Annotated in this window: 15 protein-coding genes; 14 read left to right on the plus strand and 1 reads right to left on the minus strand. The window is 70.7% G+C overall.

Translation table 11 applies throughout. From position 1 onward, the window contains the following. Positions 1 to 13 precede the first annotated feature (13 nt). On the plus strand, positions 14 to 1,165 hold the full coding sequence (locus Csp2054_RS03950; RefSeq protein WP_096897976.1) for an SLC13 family permease: 1,152 nt from the start codon (positions 14 to 16) through the stop codon (positions 1,163 to 1,165). A 40-nt stretch (positions 1,166 to 1,205) separates the two neighbouring features. Here the strand turns inward: Csp2054_RS03950 and Csp2054_RS03955 are convergent, their stop codons facing one another. Continuing rightward, positions 1,206 to 2,171 (minus strand): magnesium transporter CorA family protein, encoded by a 966-nt coding sequence (locus tag Csp2054_RS03955; RefSeq protein WP_255252605.1) that lies wholly within the window; start codon positions 2,169 to 2,171, stop codon positions 1,206 to 1,208. Between the two features lie 157 nt (positions 2,172 to 2,328). Here Csp2054_RS03955 and otsA point away from each other — a divergent pair, with 157 nt between their 5' ends. From otsA to Csp2054_RS04020, 13 genes are all read left to right on the plus strand, one after another. Beyond that, positions 2,329 to 3,921 carry an alpha,alpha-trehalose-phosphate synthase (UDP-forming) gene (otsA, locus tag Csp2054_RS03960; protein ID WP_096897978.1) on the plus strand — a complete coding sequence of 531 codons (1,593 nt, stop codon included), beginning with the start codon at positions 2,329 to 2,331 and terminating at the stop codon, positions 3,919 to 3,921. Continuing rightward, positions 3,914 to 4,696 (plus strand): trehalose-phosphatase, encoded by a 783-nt coding sequence (gene otsB / locus Csp2054_RS03965; protein ID WP_255252599.1) that lies wholly within the window; start codon positions 3,914 to 3,916, stop codon positions 4,694 to 4,696. The genes otsA and otsB overlap by 8 nt, the downstream gene beginning before the upstream one ends. An 82-nt stretch (positions 4,697 to 4,778) precedes the next feature. Further along, entirely contained in the window at positions 4,779 to 6,473 is a 1,695-nt protein-coding gene (ilvD, locus tag Csp2054_RS03970) for a dihydroxy-acid dehydratase (RefSeq protein ID WP_096897980.1), read from the plus strand. Between the two features lie 46 nt (positions 6,474 to 6,519). Continuing rightward, a complete protein-coding gene (locus tag Csp2054_RS03975; RefSeq protein ID WP_096897981.1) occupies positions 6,520 to 8,343 on the plus strand; it encodes an acetolactate synthase large subunit in 1,824 nt (607 codons plus the stop codon). Further along, positions 8,340 to 8,840 (plus strand): acetolactate synthase small subunit, encoded by a 501-nt coding sequence (ilvN, locus tag Csp2054_RS03980; protein ID WP_022904394.1) that lies wholly within the window; start codon positions 8,340 to 8,342, stop codon positions 8,838 to 8,840. The genes Csp2054_RS03975 and ilvN overlap by 4 nt, the downstream gene beginning before the upstream one ends. A gap of 96 nt (positions 8,841 to 8,936) precedes the next feature. Next, entirely contained in the window at positions 8,937 to 9,962 is a 1,026-nt protein-coding gene (gene ilvC / locus Csp2054_RS03985) for a ketol-acid reductoisomerase (RefSeq protein ID WP_096897982.1), read from the plus strand. Between the two features lie 210 nt (positions 9,963 to 10,172). Beyond that, positions 10,173 to 11,363 (plus strand): mannitol-1-phosphate 5-dehydrogenase, encoded by a 1,191-nt coding sequence (locus tag Csp2054_RS03990; RefSeq protein ID WP_096897983.1) that lies wholly within the window; start codon positions 10,173 to 10,175, stop codon positions 11,361 to 11,363. 56 nt (positions 11,364 to 11,419) lie between these two features. Beyond that, positions 11,420 to 11,845 carry a hypothetical protein gene (locus Csp2054_RS03995; protein WP_096897984.1) on the plus strand — a complete coding sequence of 142 codons (426 nt, stop codon included), beginning with the start codon at positions 11,420 to 11,422 and terminating at the stop codon, positions 11,843 to 11,845. Then, positions 11,842 to 12,219, plus strand: coding sequence for a hypothetical protein (locus Csp2054_RS04000; RefSeq protein WP_096897985.1), 378 nt, complete (start codon positions 11,842 to 11,844; stop codon positions 12,217 to 12,219). Before Csp2054_RS03995 ends, Csp2054_RS04000 begins: the two co-directional genes overlap by 4 nt. A 137-nt stretch (positions 12,220 to 12,356) precedes the next feature. Beyond that, positions 12,357 to 13,946: a phosphoglycerate dehydrogenase gene (serA, locus tag Csp2054_RS04005; RefSeq protein WP_096897986.1), complete on the plus strand. Its 1,590-nt coding sequence runs from the start codon at positions 12,357 to 12,359 to the stop codon at positions 13,944 to 13,946. Positions 13,947 to 13,958: 12 nt separating this feature from the next. After that, on the plus strand, positions 13,959 to 15,026 hold the full coding sequence (locus tag Csp2054_RS04010) for a 3-isopropylmalate dehydrogenase (RefSeq protein WP_096897987.1): 1,068 nt from the start codon (positions 13,959 to 13,961) through the stop codon (positions 15,024 to 15,026). Positions 15,027 to 15,041: 15 nt separating this feature from the next. Further along, complete coding sequence (locus Csp2054_RS04015; protein ID WP_096897988.1) at positions 15,042 to 16,151, plus strand: branched-chain amino acid aminotransferase; 1,110 nt, start codon at positions 15,042 to 15,044, stop codon at positions 16,149 to 16,151. Between the two features lie 30 nt (positions 16,152 to 16,181). After that, the gene (locus Csp2054_RS04020; protein ID WP_096897989.1) at positions 16,182 to 16,952 is read left to right on the plus strand and encodes a fumarylacetoacetate hydrolase family protein; all 771 of its coding nucleotides are present in this window, start codon (positions 16,182 to 16,184) and stop codon (positions 16,950 to 16,952) included. Positions 16,953 to 17,348 lie beyond the last annotated feature (396 nt).

Below are 17,348 nucleotides of genomic sequence, written 5' to 3' on the forward strand. Positions count from 1 at the left end.
GTGAGGAGTCAGCGTGCGTCAGGCCGTCATCGGCGGAGTCCTGCTCGTGGTCGGTGCCGTGTGCGTCGCCCTCGGGCTCCTGCCCCTGCCCGACCTCGTCGAGCTGGCCGACCGCGTCGTGCCGGTGCTGGGCTTCGTGCTCGGTCTCACGATCGTCGCCGAGCTCGCCGCGGACGCCGGCGTGTTCGACCGACTCGCCGACCTCGCCGCACGGGTCGGCGGCGGGCGGACGATCGGCCTCTGGGCCGCGGTCGTCGTGCTCGCCGTGGTCTGCACGGTGTTCCTGTCGATCGACACGACCGCCGTGCTCCTCACCCCGATCGTCATCACGCTCGCGCGGCGTGTCGGACTGCCGCCGATGCCGTTCGCCCTGACCACCGTCTGGCTCGCGAACACCGCGTCGCTCCTGCTGCCCGTGTCGAACCTCACGAACCTGCTCGCCGTCGACCGGATCGGGCTCGACGGGCCGATCCCGTTCGCGGGCCTCATGGTGTGGGCGGCGCTCGCCGGGGTGGTCATCCCGTGCGCGGTGCTGCTCGTGGTGTTCCGTGGGAAGCTCTTCGGCCGGTACACGCCGGTCCCGGTCCGCCGGGCATCCGACCCGGTGTTCTTCTGGTCGGCGTCGGCGGTGCTCGTCGCGCTCGTCGTCGCGCTCACCGCCGGGGTCACGGTGTGGATCGCCGCGGTCGTCGCCGCGGTGCTGCTCGTCGTCGTGGCGGCCTTCCGGGCGCCGTCGGAGCTCCGGATCTCGCGCGTGCCGTGGTCGACGCTGCTCTTCGCGGCCGGACTCTTCGTCGTCGTGGAGACCCTGCACACCACCGGGCTCACCGACCCGATCGTCGACGCCCTGCCCGGCGGCACCGGCACGGGCTCCCTGCTCGCGCTCGGCGGCGCCGGAGCGGTCGCGGCGAACGCGATCGACAACCTGCCCGCCTACCTGGTGCTCGAGCCCGCCGCCGGACACGAGGCGCTCCGGTACGCGGCGCTCCTCGTCGGGGTGAACGCCGGCTGCCTGATCACGCCGTGGGCCTCGCTCGCCACGCTGCTCTGGCACGCCCGGCTGTCCTCCGAGGGTGTGCACCTGTCGTGGGGGCGCTACATGGCGCTCGGGTGCGTCGTCGCCCCGCTCACGGTGGTGGCCGGCGTGCTCGCGCTGCGGATCTGAGCGGCTCCGGCCGGTCCTCGGTCGTGCAGACCGGGTGGAGCTACAGCCAGTCCTTGGTCTTGAACACCCGGTAGAGCACGAGCGACGACGCCACGATCAACCCCACCGAGGCGACCACCCCGCCCCAGGTCCCGTTGCCGGGGAACGGCACGTTCTGCCCGAAGAACCCCGTGATGGCGGTCGGGATCGCGATGATCGCCGCCCAGCTCGTCACCTTCTTCATGACGTCGTTCTGGTGGTTCGACGCGATGCCGAGGTTCGTGTCGAGCACGCTGCTGACGGCTTCGCGCAGCTGCTCCACGGAGTCCGCGATCGTCACGAGGTGGTCCTGGACGTCGCGGAAGTACGGCCGGATGCCGTCGACGACGAGGTCGGCGTCCCCGTGGAGCACCGACGTCACGCTGTCGCGGGTGGGCACCACGAGGCGACGGAGCACACCGAGCTGCTTCCGGAGCGCGAACGACCGTCGCTGGATCTGCCGCTCGCGACTGCTGCCGTGCTCGAACAGGTCGTCCTCGAGGGCGCTCACCTGCTGGTCGAGGGCTTCGACGACGTCCGACGCGTGGTCGACCACGGTGTCGAGGAGCGCCCACATGAGCCACGGGACGCCGTGGTCCGCGATGTCGGCGTTCGCCTCGAGCCGGTGCTCGACGTCGTGGAGGTCGACGTCGGCGCCGTGGATGGTGACCAGCGCCCGCTTCGTCACGAAGGCCTTCACCTCGTGCGTGACGAGGTCGCCCTCGTCGGTGCGCCCGGTGACGTCGTAGACGACGAGGAACAGGCTCTCGCGGTACCGGTCGAGCTTCGGTCGCTGGCCGGCCTCGAGCGCGTCCTCCACCGCGAGCGCGTGGACCCCCAGCTCGTCCTCGAGGTCGGCGAGGTCCTCCGGCCGCGGGTCGGTGTGGTCCACCCACACGAACGTGTCGGGTCCGGCGACGAGGTCCGAGACCCGTGCGACCGGGAAGTCGCGCTCCGCCGCGGTGCCGTTCCGCCACGCCCTCGTCATCACCACCCCGCCACCGTACTGTGCCGGGCCACCCCGTTCCCCAGGACGAAGCGCCGCTCCCGAGAACCGGCTGGCGCGGCGCTGGTAGTTTCGGGGGCGTCCCGGTGCACCGCCACCGGTGTGCACCGACCCGGGCGAACGGAGACACCACCACCCCATGGCTGCTGACCGAACCGACCGCACCCGCTACGCCTTCGTCGTCGCGTCGAACCGTCTGCCGGTCGACCGCGTCGTCGACGAGGACGGCAACGAGGGCTGGCGGCACTCGCCCGGCGGACTCGTCACCGCGCTCGAGCCGGTCATGCGGGCCAACGACGGCGCCTGGGTCGGCTGGGTCGGTCAGCCCGATGTCGAGGTCGACCCGTTCGACAACGACGGCATCCACATCGTGCCGGTCCCGCTCAGCGCCGGCGACGTCGAAGAGTACTACGAGGGCTTCAGCAACGACACGCTCTGGCCGCTCTACCACGACGTCATCGAGCACCCGAGCTACCACCGCGACTGGTGGAACGCCTACAAGCGCGTGAACCAGCGGTTCGCGGACCAGGTCGCCGAGATCGCCGAGCAGGACGGCGTGGTGTGGGTGCAGGACTACCAGCTGCAGCTCGTGCCGGCACTCCTGCGCGAGGCCCGCCCCGACCTGACGATCGGCTTCTTCAACCACATCCCGTTCCCGCCGGTCGGCATCTACGCGCAGTTGCCGTGGCGCGCACAGATCCTCGACGGCCTGCTCGGCGCCGACGTCATCGGGTTCCAGCGCCACGACGACGCGAGCGACTTCCTCCGTGCCGTCCGGCACATCAAGGGCTACACGACGAAGGGCTCGACGATCGACGTCCCGGTCGACGACCCCGCGGCGCCCCGGAGCCGCAAGGGCATCACGGTCCGCCACGTCGAGGCCCGGCACTTCCCGATCTCGATCGACGCCGCCGGGTTCGAGGAGATCGCGCACCGTCCCGAGGTGCAGGAGCGCGCCCGCGAGATCCGCGCCAGCCTCGGGAACCCGAAGACCGTCCTGCTCGGCGTCGATCGGCTCGACTACACGAAGGGCATCCGGCACCGGATCAAGGCGTTCGGCGAACTCGTCGAGGACGGACGCGTCGCGGTCGAGGACGCCACCCTCATCCAGGTCGCCAGCCCGAGCCGGGAGCGCGTCGACACGTACGCAGCCCTGCGCGACGAGATCGAGCTGACGGTCGGTCGGATCAACGGCGACCTCGGGGTCATCGGGCACCAGCCGATCGCGTACCTGCACCACGGCTACCCGCGCGAGGAGATGGTGGCGCTCTACCTCGCCGCCGACGTGATGCTCGTCACGGCGCTCCGCGACGGCATGAACCTCGTGGCGAAGGAGTACATCGCCACCCGCTTCGACAACGACGGCGTCCTGATCCTCTCCGAGTTCACCGGTGCCGCCGACGAGCTCAAGCAGGCCGTGATCGTCAACCCGCACGACATCGGCGCGCTCAAGGACTCGATCCAGCGCGCCATCGAGATGCCGCGCCGCGAGCGGTCCACGCGCATGCGCGCGCTCCGCAAGCGCGTCCGCGAGAACGACGTCGCGCGCTGGTCGCGCTCCTTCCTCGAAGCGCTCGACCGGCACGCGCCGAGCCGCGCCAAGCTCGACCCGGCCGCAGCCGACCCGGGTGACGAGCACGTCGAGGACCTGCAGGACACGACGTCGATCTTCGACCAGGACGCCCAGACCGCGCGTGCGGCCGAGGACACCCGGGAGGCCCGTGGTGCCTGACACGAGCAGCGACCCGTCCGCCCTGTCGGCGGCCCTCGAGACGCTCGCGGCTGCGCCGCGACTGCTCGTCGCCCTCGACTTCGACGGCACGCTCGCGCCCTTCGCCGACGACCCCGCGAAGGTCGGCGCGCTGCCCGGGTCCTGGGCTGCCGTCCTCACCCTGCAGCGGGCCCGGGACACCGAGGTCGTCCTCGTGTCGGGGCGCTCCCTGGACGGACTCGCCCGGGTCACGCAGGCACCCGAGGGCATGGCGCTCGTGGGGTCGCACGGTGTCGAGTGGCGGGTCGACGGTCACGACGAGGACGCCCTCACCGAGGACGAGTCCGCCCGCGTGCAGCGACTCGGCGCGGCGATCGACGAGGTCGCGACCCGCTACCCGGGCGTTCGGATCGAGCACAAGCCCGCCGGCGTCGGCGTCCACACCCGGGGGGTCGACGCCGAGACCGCAGCGGCGGTCGATGCCGAGGCCAGCAGTGTCGCCCACGAGGTCGACGACGCCGTGCTCGAGCGCGGCGGGAAGGACATCCTCGAGTTCGCCGTCCGGCACGTCACGAAGGGCGACGCGATCGACCGGCTCCGTGAGCTCCGGGGCGCGGACGCCGTGTTCTTCGCCGGGGACGACGTCACCGACGAGGACGGCTTCCGCGTCCTGCGCGACGGCGACGTCGGCGTGAAGGTGGGGGAGGGCGACACACTCGCCCGCTACCGGGTCGCCGACCCGGCCGCCCTGACCGAGGTGCTCAAGCAGCTCGCCCGCTCGCGCGCGGTGCGCTGACCGACGCGATCCGGGCCTCCCGACAGCATGCGGACGCATGTTGTTGCCCCGGTGGTATCCCAACTGCGCCTAGACTCACCCCATGCCTGACATCGACGTGAAGCCGCGCAGCCGGGTCGTCACCGACGGGATCGAAGCAACCACCTCGCGTGGCATGCTCCGGGCCGTCGGCATGGGCGACGAGGACTGGGAGAAGCCGCAGATCGGGATCGCGTCCTCCTGGAACGAGATCACCCCGTGCAACCTCTCCCTCGACCGCCTCGCGCAGGGGGCCAAGGAGGGCGTCCACTCCGGCGGCGGGTACCCGCTCCAGTTCGGCACCGTCTCCGTCTCGGACGGCATCTCGATGGGCCACGAGGGCATGCACTTCTCCCTCGTCTCGCGCGAGGTCATCGCCGACAGCGTCGAGACCGTCGTGATGGCCGAGCGCCTCGACGGCACCGTGCTGCTCGCCGGCTGCGACAAGTCGCTCCCGGGCATGCTCATGGCCGCGGCACGCCTCGACCTCGCGAGTGTCTTCCTCTACGCGGGCTCCGTGATGCCGGGCTACGTCAAGCAGGCCGACGGCTCCTTCAAGGAGGTCACGATCATCGACTCCTTCGAAGGCGTCGGTGCGTGCAAGGCCGGCAAGATCACCGAGGCCGAGCTCAAGGAGATCGAGTGCGCCATCGTCCCGGGCGAGGGTGCCTGCGGTGGCATGTACACCGCCAACACGATGGCGTCGGTCGCCGAGGCCCTCGGCATGTCGCTGCCGGGCTCCGCCGCGCCGCCGTCGGCCGACCGCCGCCGCGACTACTACGCGCACCGCTCGGGAGAGGCCGTCGTGAACATGCTCCGCAAGGGCATCACGGCACGGCAGATCCTGACGAAGGAGGCGTTCGAGAACGCCATCGCCGTCGCCATGGCCCTCGGAGGCTCGACCAACGTCGTCCTGCACCTCCTCGCGATCGCGCACGAGGCCGAGGTCGAGCTCACCCTCGACGACTTCAACCGCATCGGCTCGAAGGTCCCGCACATCGCGGACATGAAGCCGTTCGGTCAGTACGTCATGAACGACGTCGACAAGAACGGCGGCATCCCCGTCGTCATGAAGGCGCTCCTCGACGCCGGGCTGCTGCACGGCGACGTGATGACCGTCACGGGTAAGACCATGGCCGAGAACCTCGCGGAGATCGACCCGCCGGCGGTCGACGGCAAGGTGTTCCGCCCGCTCGACCAGCCGATCCACGCCACCGGCGGCCTGACGATCCTCCAGGGCTCCTTCGCCCCCGAGGGTGCCGTCGTGAAGACGGCGGGCTTCGACGCCGCGGTCTTCGAGGGCCCGGCGCGCGTGTTCGACCGCGAGCGTGCAGCGATGGACGCCCTGACGGAGGGGCGGATCCAGAAGGGCGACGTCGTCGTCATCCGCTACGAGGGCCCGAAGGGCGGCCCGGGCATGCGCGAGATGCTGGCGATCACCGCCGCCATCAAGGGCGCTGGCCTCGGCAAGGATGTACTACTGTTGACGGACGGACGATTCTCAGGCGGCACAACCGGCCTGTGCATCGGCCACATCGCACCGGAGGCGGTGGACGGAGGTCCAGTCGCGTTCGTGCGCGATGGCGACCGCATCCGTGTCGACATCGCGGCTCGCTCCCTCGACCTACTGGTCGACGAAGCCGAGCTGGAGGCCCGCCGCGAAGGCTGGGCCCCGCTGCCCCCGCGTTACACCCGCGGAGTCCTCGCGAAGTTCGCGAAGCTCGTCCAGTCCGCCGCCAAGGGCGCGGTCACGGGCTAGCGTCGACACCCGCACCACCGCCATCTCTCCAGGCAAGGAACACCTCATGCCCACGGAAGCAACCCCGCTGTCCGCGGCCGCCGGCACGCGCCGGACGCCGGAGGTCCTGACCGGCTCGGGAGCCGTCCTCCGGACGCTCGAGCACCTCGGGATCACCGACGTCTTCGGCCTGCCGGGCGGCGCGATCATCCCCTTCTACGACGAGCTCATGGCGTCCACGACGATCCGCCACGTCCTCGTGCGCCACGAGCAGGGCGCCGGCCACGCCGCCGAGGGCTACGCCTCGGCGTCCGGCAAGGTCGGCGTCGCGATCGCCACCTCCGGCCCCGGCGCGACGAACCTCGTCACCGCCATCGCCGACGCCTACATGGACTCGGTGCCGTTCATCGCCATCACCGGCCAGGTGTTCTCGACCCTCATGGGCACGGACGCCTTCCAGGAGGCCGACATCGTCGGCATCACGATGCCGATCACGAAGCACTCGTTCCTCGTGACCGACCCGGCCGACATCCCGGCGACCCTCGCGGCGGCGTACCAGATCGCCACGACCGGCCGTCCCGGCCCGGTGCTCGTCGACATCACCAAGGACGCGCAGCAGAAGTCGGCGCCCTACGTGTGGCCGCCGAAGATCGACCTGCCCGGCTACCGACCGGTGACGAAGGCGCACGGCAAGCAGATCGCGGCCGCCGCGCAGCTGCTCGCCGCGTCCGAGCGTCCCGTGCTCTACGTCGGCGGCGGTGTGGTCCGCTCCGGGGCCACCGCCGAACTGCTCCGCTTCGCCGAGGCGACCGGCGCGCCCGTCGTCACGACGCTCATGGCGCGCGGCGCGTTCCCCGACTCGCACCAGCAGCACCTCGGCATGCCGGGGATGCACGGCACCGTCCCGGCGGTGCTCGGCCTGCAGGACAGCGACCTCATCATCGCCCTGGGTGCCCGGTTCGACGACCGCGTGACGGGCAAGGCCGACGAGTTCGCGCCCCACGCCAAGGTCGTGCACGTCGACATCGACCCCGCCGAGATCTCGAAGATCCGCTTCGCCGACGTGCCGATCGTGGGCGACGCGAAGGAGGTGCTGGCCGACCTCCTCGACGCGTGGGACGGCATCCCCGCCGCCGACCGCGCCGACACGTCCGCGTGGTGGCAGAAGCTCGAGCAGCTCCGGAAGGACTTCCCGCTCGGCTTCGCGGAGCCGACCGACGGCCTCCTCGCGCCGCAGGCGATCATCCGCCGCATCGGCGAACTGACCGGCCCGGAGGCGATCTACGCCTCGGGCGTCGGGCAGCACCAGATGTGGTCCGCACAGTTCATCCAGTACGAGCGTCCGCACGCCTGGTTGAACTCGGGCGGCGCCGGCACCATGGGCTACTCGGTGCCCGCGGCCATGGGCGCGAAGGTCGCCGAGCCGGACCGCGTGGTCTGGGCGATCGACGGTGACGGCTGCTTCCAGATGACGAACCAGGAACTCGCGACCTGCGTCATCAACGACATCCCGATCAAGGTCGCCGTCATCAACAACTCGTCGCTCGGCATGGTCCGGCAGTGGCAGACGCTGTTCTACGACGGCCGCCACTCCTTCACCGACCTCGAGACCGGCCACCAGACCCGTCGGGTGCCCGACTTCGTGAAGCTCGCCGACGCGTACGGTGCCCTCGGCATCCGCGTCGAGCGCGCCGACCAGGTCGACGACGCCATCAAGCTCGCGCTCGAGACGAACGACCGCCCCGTGGTGATCGACTTCGTCGTGAGCCGCGACTCGATGGTCTGGCCGATGGTCCCGCAGGGCGTCGGCAACTCCTCGATCGAGTACGCCCGCGACCACGCGCCCAGCTGGGACGTCGAGGACGCCGACATGACCGGAGACCCCGCATGAGCCACGTCCTCTCCCTGCTCGTCGAGGACAAGCCGGGTCTGCTGACGCGCGTCGCCGGTCTGTTCGCCCGCCGCGGCTTCAACATCGAGTCGCTCGCCGTCGGCAACACCGAGGTCGAGGGCCTGTCCCGCATCACCGTCGTGGTGGACGTCGAGGACCTGCCGCTCGAACAGGTGACCAAGCAGCTCAACAAGCTCGTCAACGTCATCAAGATCGTCGAGCTCGACTTCTCGCAGTCGGTCCAGCGCGAGCACATGCTCGTCAAGGTCCGGGTCGACAACCAGACCCGGTCGGCCGTGCTCGAGGCCGTCACGCTCTTCCGTGCGCAGGTCGTCGACGTGGCGACCGACTCGCTCGTGGTCGAGGTGACCGGCGACCCGGGCAAGATCCAGGCGATCCTCCGCGTGCTCGAGCCCTACGGCATCAAGGAGCTGGCCCGCGCCGGCCTCCTCGGCATGGGCCGCGGGCCGAAGAGCATCACCGACCGCGTGCGCTGAGGCGCACCCGACTTCCGGGCTGGAGGCACGTGGCCCGCCCGCCATGCGCCTCCCGGCCGCACCACCAGACCACCAGAACCAAGGAGACACACCCTCGTGACTGACATCGTGTACGACGCCGACGCCGACCTGACGCTCATCCAGGGCAAGAAGGTCGCCGTCATCGGCTACGGCTCGCAGGGCCACGCCCACGCCCTCAACCTCCGCGACAGCGGCGTCGAGGTGAAGATCGGCCTCAAGGAGGGCTCGAAGAGCCGCCAGAAGGCGGAGGAGGCCGGCTTCGAGGTCCTGACCCCGGCCGACGCGACCGCCTGGGCCGACGTCGTCGTCATCCTCGCTCCCGACCAGGTGCAGCGCATCGTCTACGCCGAGGACATCAAGCCGAACCTCAAGGACGGCGCCACCCTCGTCTTCGGCCACGGCTTCAACATCCGCTACGGCTACATCGAGGCCCCCGAGGGCGTCGACGTGTCGCTCGTCGCGCCGAAGGGCCCGGGTCACACCGTCCGCCGTGAGTACGAGGCGGGCCGCGGCGTGCCGGTGATCGTCGCGGTCGAGGTCGACGCCTCCGGTTCCGCCTGGGACCTCGCGTGGAGCTACTCGAAGGCCATCGGCGGCCTGCGCTCCGGCGGCATCAAGACGACCTTCACCGAGGAGACCGAGACCGACCTGTTCGGCGAGCAGGCCGTCCTCTGCGGTGGCACCTCGCAGCTCATCCAGTACGGCTTCGAGACCCTGACCGAGGCGGGCTACCAGCCGCAGATCGCGTACTTCGAGGTCCTGCACGAGCTCAAGCTCATCGTCGACCTCATCTGGGAGGGCGGCCTCACCAAGCAGCGCTGGTCGATCTCCGACACGGCCGAGTTCGGCGACTACGTCTCCGGCCCGCGCGTGATCTCGCCCGAGGTCAAGGAGAACATGAAGGCCGTCCTCAAGGACATCCAGGACGGCACCTTCGCCAAGCGCTTCATCGAGGACCAGGACGCCGGCGCGCCGGAGTTCAAGGCGCTCCGCGCGAAGGGCGAGGGCCACCCGATCGAGGCGACCGGCCGCGAGCTCCGCGCGCTGTTCGCGTGGAAGTCGAACGACGCCGACTACGTCGACGGCTCGGCCGCGCGGTAGTCTTCGCAACACCACTCGATGACGAGGCGGCGGTGCACCCTGCACCGCCGCCTCTCGATGTGACCCGAACGTTATGCAGCAGCTCCTCACCAGCCCCCGTCCCGCGGATCGGCGCGCCCGCGCGGCCGTCGTGCCAGTTCCGCGACAGCCGTCGACGTCGGCGGCCGTCCGTGGTCAGAACCGGACCGACCGGCATGGGATGATCGTCCGATGGCGGTGACGAGACGAGCGGTCCACATCGGCGCCGGCAAGATCGGGCGCGGCTTCGTGGGCCAGTTCCTCGTGGCGAGCGGCTACGAGCTCACCTTCGTCGACGTCGACGAGCGCGTCGTTTCGGCCCTCAACGAAGCCGGACGCTTCGTCGTGCACGAGGTCGGCGAGATGCCGGTCGAGCACCTCGTCTACGGATTCCGCGCCCTGAACAGCAAGACCGACCGTGAGCGGGTCGTCCAGGCGATCGCCGAGGCCGACGTCGTCACGACCGCGGTCGGCGCACGCACGCTGCCCCTCGTCGCCCCGGTGATCGCGGAGGGCCTCGCCGCACGGGGCAGCGACCGCGGCGACGTCACGATCGTCGCCTGCGAGAACGCCTTCAACGCCACGGACTCGCTGCACGCCAGCATCCGGCGGGCGCCCGTGCTCGAGGACCGCGACGTCGCGGCGGTCTTCGCGAACTGCGCGATCGACCGCATCGTCCCCGACCAGTCCGGCGTCCTCGGGCAGTCCGGCGGCCTCGACGTCGTGCTCGAGCCGTTCTACGAGTGGGTCATCGAACGGACGCCCTTCGCCGCCTCCGACAGCGAACCGCCCGTCATCGACGGCGTGACCTGGGTCGACGACCTCCAACCGTTCGTCGAGCGCAAGCTCTACACGGTCAACACGGCGCACGCGACCGCCGCGTACCACGGGTCGGTCCGGGGGATCCGGCTCATCCGCGAGGCGCTCGAGGACCGCGAGGTCCGCGCCGAGGTCGACGGCGTCCTCGCCGAGACCACCGCACTCCTCGTCGACAAACACGGCTTCGACCCGGGGGAGCACGCCCGCTACGTCGCGGCGAACCTCTCCCGGATCGCCAACCCGCACCTGCCGGACACGACCATCCGGGTCGGGCGCAACCCGCTCCGCAAGCTCGGACGGCGCGAGCGCTTCATCGGCCCGGCGTCACAGCTCGCCGAACGCGGCCTCCCCGTCGACCACCTGCTCGGGGCGGTCCGGGCGGCACTGGCCTTCGATGACCAGGACGACCCCGAGTCGATCGAGCTGCACGCGCTGCTGCGCTCCGGGGCCACCGCGCACGCGCTGACCGAGATCCTCACCGGCCTCATGGAGAGCCACCCGCTGTTCCCGGCGGTGCGCGACGTCGTGTCCGCCGTGCTCGCGACCGAGTCCGCCGACGTCTGACCACGCTCGTCCACAGGTGGCGGCGAGGTGCCTCGACGCCTCGTAGAATCGGGGGCATGACCACGGCAGCATCACCACCGGACGGCTCCGTCGACCACGAGGACGACGAGGCCCTGCAGTGGGGTGACGCCGACGACGCCACCCACGTCGACGCCGCGCACAACCCGGTCGCGGTCCGCGAGCGTGCGGCGCGCGACGACGACGCCCCGCTCGGCTCCGGTCCACTCATCGGGTTCGGGGTCCTCGGCGGGCTGTACCTGCTCTACACGGTGGCCTGGCTCATCAGCGCGAGCGTGCTCGCCGTCGGCGACGTCGCCTCGGAGATCATGCGCGCGCTCGCGATCACGGCACCCGCGCTGTGGTTCGTCGCGACGCTGTGGCTCGGGCAGCGCAGCCGGAACCGCACCAAGTTCGTCTGGCTGCTCGTGGGCGCCGTCGTGCTCGTCCCGTGGCCCTTCATCCTGACCAGGAGCTTCGGGTGAGCGCCGACACGATGCCGGTGCCCCGTGTCCTCTCGGTCGGTCGGATCGTCGTCTGGGTGGTCGCCGCGCTGCTGCTCGCCTACGTGACCTGGCAAGCCGTCGGCAACTTCGTCGGCGTCTCCCGCACCCTGCAGGAGAACAACGCCTTCCTCGCCAAGAACGGCGCCGACGCGCTGCAGACGTCGGTCCCGTGGCCGGCGCTCGTGCTCGACGTGCTCATTGCACCGATCGGGTTCGTCGTCGCGCTCGTGGTGTCCCGCCGGATGCCGCTCGGTCGGACCGTGGTGGTCTTCGCCACCGCGCTCTGCGCGGTGAGCGCACTCTGGTTCACCCTGCTGCAGTACGTCACCGCGACGTTGAGCGTGGGGTCCTGACGGACCCGACCAGCGGTCGGACGGGAGGCACGGTGCGGGCCCGCACCGTGCCTCCCGTCGGTCGCGCGGTCGTAACGTCCCCCGCGCCTCGCTAGCATGGTGGGATACCGCCCGTCTCGTGTGAGGAAACAGCAGTCGTGCCGAAGCCGGTCGTCCTGATCGCCGAAGAACTCTCGCCCGCCACCGTCGACGCCCTCGGGCCCGACTTCGAGATCCGGAACGTGGACGGTACCGACCGCCCGGCGCTCCTGTCCGCGCTCGCCGACGCGAACGCGATCCTGGTGCGCTCCGCCACCAAGGTCGACGCCGAGGCGATCGCCGCGGCCCCCAACCTGCAGGTCGTCGCCCGCGCCGGCGTCGGCCTCGACAACGTCGACATCAAGGCGGCGACCGCTGCCGGGGTGATGGTCGTCAACGCCCCGACGTCGAACATCATCTCCGCGGCCGAGCTGACGGTCGGCCACATCCTCTCCCTCGCGCGGCACATCCCCGCGGCCCACGCGTCGCTGGCGGGCGGGGCATGGAAGCGCTCGGCCTACACCGGCGTCGAGCTCTACGAGAAGACCGTCGGCATCATCGGCCTCGGTCGCATCGGTGCGCTCATCACGCAGCGTCTGCAGGCGTTCGGCGTCTCCGTGATCGCGTACGACCCGTACATCACGACCGCCAGGGCGCAGCAGCTCGGCGTCGAGCTCGTCTCGCTCGAGGACCTGCTCCGCCGCGCGGACTTCACGACGATCCACATGCCGAAGACCCCGGAGACGGTCGGCATGATCTCCGACGAGCAGTTCGCGCTCATGAAGCCGACCGCGTTCGTGGTCAACGTCGCCCGCGGTGGCCTCATCGACGAGGACGCGCTCCGCCGCGCCCTCACCTCGGGGACGATCGCCGGTGCCGGGCTGGACGTCTTCGTGTCCGAGCCGCCGCAGGACGACGCACTGACCTCGCTCCCGAACGTCGTCGTGACGCCGCACCTCGGGGCCTCGACGGACGAAGCCCAGGAGAAGGCGGGCGTCTCCGTCGCCAAGTCGGTGCGGCTCGCGCTCGGCGGCGAGCTCGTGCCGGACGCCGTGAACGTGGCCGGTGGGGTCATCGACCCGTACGTGCGCCCGGGCATCCCGCTCGTCGAGAAGCTCGGCCAGGTGTTCACCGCGCTCGCGACCTCGCCGGTCACGAGCGTCGACGTCGAGGTCCACGGCGAGCTCGCCGGGTACGACGTCAGCGTGCTGAAGCTCGCCGCGCTCAAGGGCGTGTTCACCGACGTGGTCAGCGACCAGGTGTCCTACGTCAACGCGCCGCTCATCGCGGAGCAGCGCGGCGTCACCGTGCGGCTCATCACCGACGCCGACAGCCCCGAGTACCGCAACGTGCTCACGATCCGCGGTGCCCAGTCCGACGGCCCGGCGATCAGCGTCTCCGGGACGCTCACCGGCCCGAAGCAGGTCGAGAAGCTCGTCGAGATCAACGGCCACGACGTCGAGGTCCCGCTCGACCGGCACCACGTCGTCATGGAGTACGTCGACCGTCCGGGCATCGTCGCGGTCTACGGCAAGGAGTTCGGCGACGCCGGCATCAACATCGCCGCGATGCAGATCTCGCGCGAGGCCGCGGGCGGTCAGGCGCTCAGCGTCCTGACGGTCGACTCGCCGGTGCCCGCGGAGATCCTCGAGCACGTGCGCTCGACCATCGACGCGACCTCGCTCCGCGAGATCGACATCACGCTGTAGGGGAGCGGGCAGATGACGCAGACCGTGAAGCTCGCCGTCGTCCGCGGCGACGGCATCGGACCCGAGGTCGTCGACGAGGCGCTCAAGGTGCTGCACGCCGTCCTGTCGGACGACCTCGTCGTCGAGGAGACCCCGTTCTCCCTCGGTGCCGACCGGTTCCTCGCCACCGGCGACATCCTGACCGACGAGGACCTCGCGGCGATCGCGACGCACGACGCGATCCTGCTCGGCGCCGTCGGGGGAGACCCGCGCGACCCGCGGCTCGCCGGCGGGATCATCGAGCGCGGGCTGCTGCTGAAGCTCCGCTTCGCGTTCGACCACTACGTCAACCTCCGCCCGACGAAGGTGTACGACGCCGTGTCCACGCCCCTCGCCGCCCCGGGCGCGGTCGACTTCGTGGTCGTCCGCGAGGGCACCGAGGGACCCTACGTCGGCAACGGCGGTGCCATCCGCGTGGGCACCCCGCACGAGATCGCGACCGAGGTCTCGCTCAACACCGCCCACGGTGTCGAGCGGGTGGTCCGGTACGCCTTCGACCTCGCGGAGCGCCGTCCCCGGAAGCACCTGACGCTCGTGCACAAGAGCAACGTGCTCGTCAACGCCGGTGCGCTCTGGCAGCGCACCGTCGCGGCCGTCGGCGCCGAGCACCCGGACGTCACGGTGGACTACCAGCACGTCGACGCCGTCACCATCCACATGGTGCAGGACCCTGGTAAGTTCGACGTCATCGTCACCGACAACCTCTTCGGAGACATCATCACCGACCTGGCCGGCGCGATCAGCGGCGGCATCGGTCTGGCGGCCTCGGGCAACATCAACCCGGACGGCACCTTCCCCAGCATGTTCGAGCCGGTCCACGGCTCCGCGCCGGACATCGCGGGTCAGCAGAAGGCCGATCCCACGGCCGCCATCCTCTCCGTCGCCCTGCTGCTCGACCACCTCGGTCGGAGCGATCTCGCGTCGGCGGTCACCCGGGCGGTCGAGAAGGACCTCGCCGACCGGGGCACCACGCAGCGTCGCACGGCCGAGATCGGCGACGCGATCGCCGCCGCGGTCACGGCACGCACCACCACCGCCTGACAGGAGTCACCCCCCATGTCGACCGACACCGCCTTCGGGCTCGAGTTCTCCACCACCCCGTCCCCCGAGCGTCGTGCAGCGGCCGAGCGTGAGGCGATCCTGGCGGACCCGGGTTTCGGCAAGCACTTCACCGACCACATGGCCACCGTCGAGTGGACGCTCGACGACGGATGGCACGGCGCCTCGATCCACCCGTACGGCCCGCTGTCCCTCGACCCGAGCGCGAGCGTCCTGCACTACGCGCAGGAGATCTTCGAGGGGCTCAAGGCCTACCGGCACGCCGACGGCTCGGTGTGGAGCTTCCGCCCGGACGCCAACGCGCGACGCTTCCAGCGGTCCGCGCGGCGGCTGGCGCTCCCCGAACTCCCCGTCGAGACGTTCGTCGAGTCCATCCGGCAGCTGGTCCGGACCGACGTCGACTGGGTGCCGTCCGCGCCCGAGACGAGCCTGTACCTCCGGCCGTTCATGATCGCGACGGAGTCCTTCCTCGGCGTCCGCGCGGCACAGGCGGTGGCGTACCACTGCATCGCGAGCCCGGCGGGCGCCTACTTCACGTCGGGTCCGAAGCCGGTCTCGATCTGGCTCTCCACGACCTACGCCCGTGCCGGCAAGGGCGGGACCGGCGCGGCGAAGACCGGGGGCAACTACGCGTCCTCGCTGCTGCCCCAGCAGGAGGCGTACGAGCACGGCTGCCAGCAGGTGATGTTCCTCGACTCCCAGGAGGGCAAGTACCTCGAGGAGCTCGGCGGCATGAACGTCGTCCTGGTGAAGTCGGACGGCACGCTCGTCACCCCCGACTCGGACTCGATCCTCGAGGGCATCACGCGCGACTCGATCCTGCAGCTCGCGGAGGACCGTGGCCTGCGCGTCGAGCGTCGTCGGGTCACCCTCGACGAGTGGCGCGACGGTGTCGCCGACGGCTCGATCACCGAGGCGTTCGCGTGCGGCACGGCCGCGGTCGTCACCCCGATCGCGGAGCTCCGCGGCGACGGGTTCACGATCGGCTCGCCCACCGAGGGCGCTGGCGAGCTCACGATGTCGCTCCGCGAGGAACTCACCGACATCCAGTACGGCCGCCGTGCGGACCCGCACGGCTGGATGACCAAGCTGACCGACGCGTCCTGATCGCGGCACGGGCGTCGGTAGGGTCGAACGGTGAAGATCGCACGGTTCAGCAGCAAGGGTGAAGACCCCCGCTACGGCATCCTCGACGAGCGCGACCTCGTCGTGCTCGCGGGGGACCCGATGTACCAGGGGTTCGAGACGACGGGGGAGCGGGTGCCCCTCGCCGAGGCGAAGCTCCTCGCCCCGGTGATCCCGCGCTCGAAGGTCATCGGTGTCGGGCTCAACTACGCCGAGCACGCGTCCGAGATGGACGAACGCTCCGGGGACGACCCCGTGGTGTTCCTCAAGCCGAACACGACCGTGATCGGACCGGACGACCCCATCCGGCTGCCGGCCGGGGTCGGGCGCGTCGACCACGAGGGCGAGCTCGCCATCGTGATCGGGTCGCTCGCGAAGAACGTCACCCGCGAGGACTTCGCCAGCGTGATCCTCGGCTACACGATCGCGAACGACGTCACCGCCCGCGATCTGCAGGCGCGCGACGGCCAGTGGACCCGTGCGAAGGGCTTCGACACGTTCTGTCCGCTCGGTCCGGCGATCGAGACCGAGATCGACCCGTCGGACATCCGCCTCGAGACGCGCGTCGACGGCGAGCTCCGTCAGGCGGCCTCGACGAGCGAGATGATCCACGACATCCCCTCGCTCGTCGAGTTCGTCTCGTCGATCTGGACGCTCCTGCCCGGCGACGTCATCCTCACCGGCACGCCCGCCGGCGTCGGGGAGATCCGCGACGGCGAGGTCGTCGAGGTGACGATCTCCGGCCTGGGCTCCCTGACGAACCCGGTCATCGCGAAGCACTGACCCGCTCCGCCGAACGGCCCGCACCCGTACCAGGGGCGGGCCGTTCGCCGTTCCCGAGCCGATCCGCCCGGAGCCGCAGCCAGCGGCCGCCACCGCGACACGCCCGGGATGGACAACGGTTGGCGGGGCCCCCGACGCGTGTGTAGAGTAATCACTCGTTGCCGCTGAGGCGGAGAACGGAACGGCCGAGACGGTCACCGGGTCACAGACCTGGCGATGCAGTCCGGACGGGGTCCCGCTCGCAGCAACCTCACCCCGATGAAGCGCCACCGCAAGGTGCCGTGTTCGGGGTGGAAGGAAGTGCCTCTCTGGCGGAACCTCGTGTTCGGGGTCGAGTGGGGAGTGCGTCTGGTCCTTGAGAACTCAACAGCGTGCACATTGTCAATGCCAATTTAT

The organism is Curtobacterium sp. 'Ferrero' (assembly GCF_002412165.1).
GTDB lineage: Bacteria > Actinomycetota > Actinomycetes > Actinomycetales > Microbacteriaceae > Curtobacterium.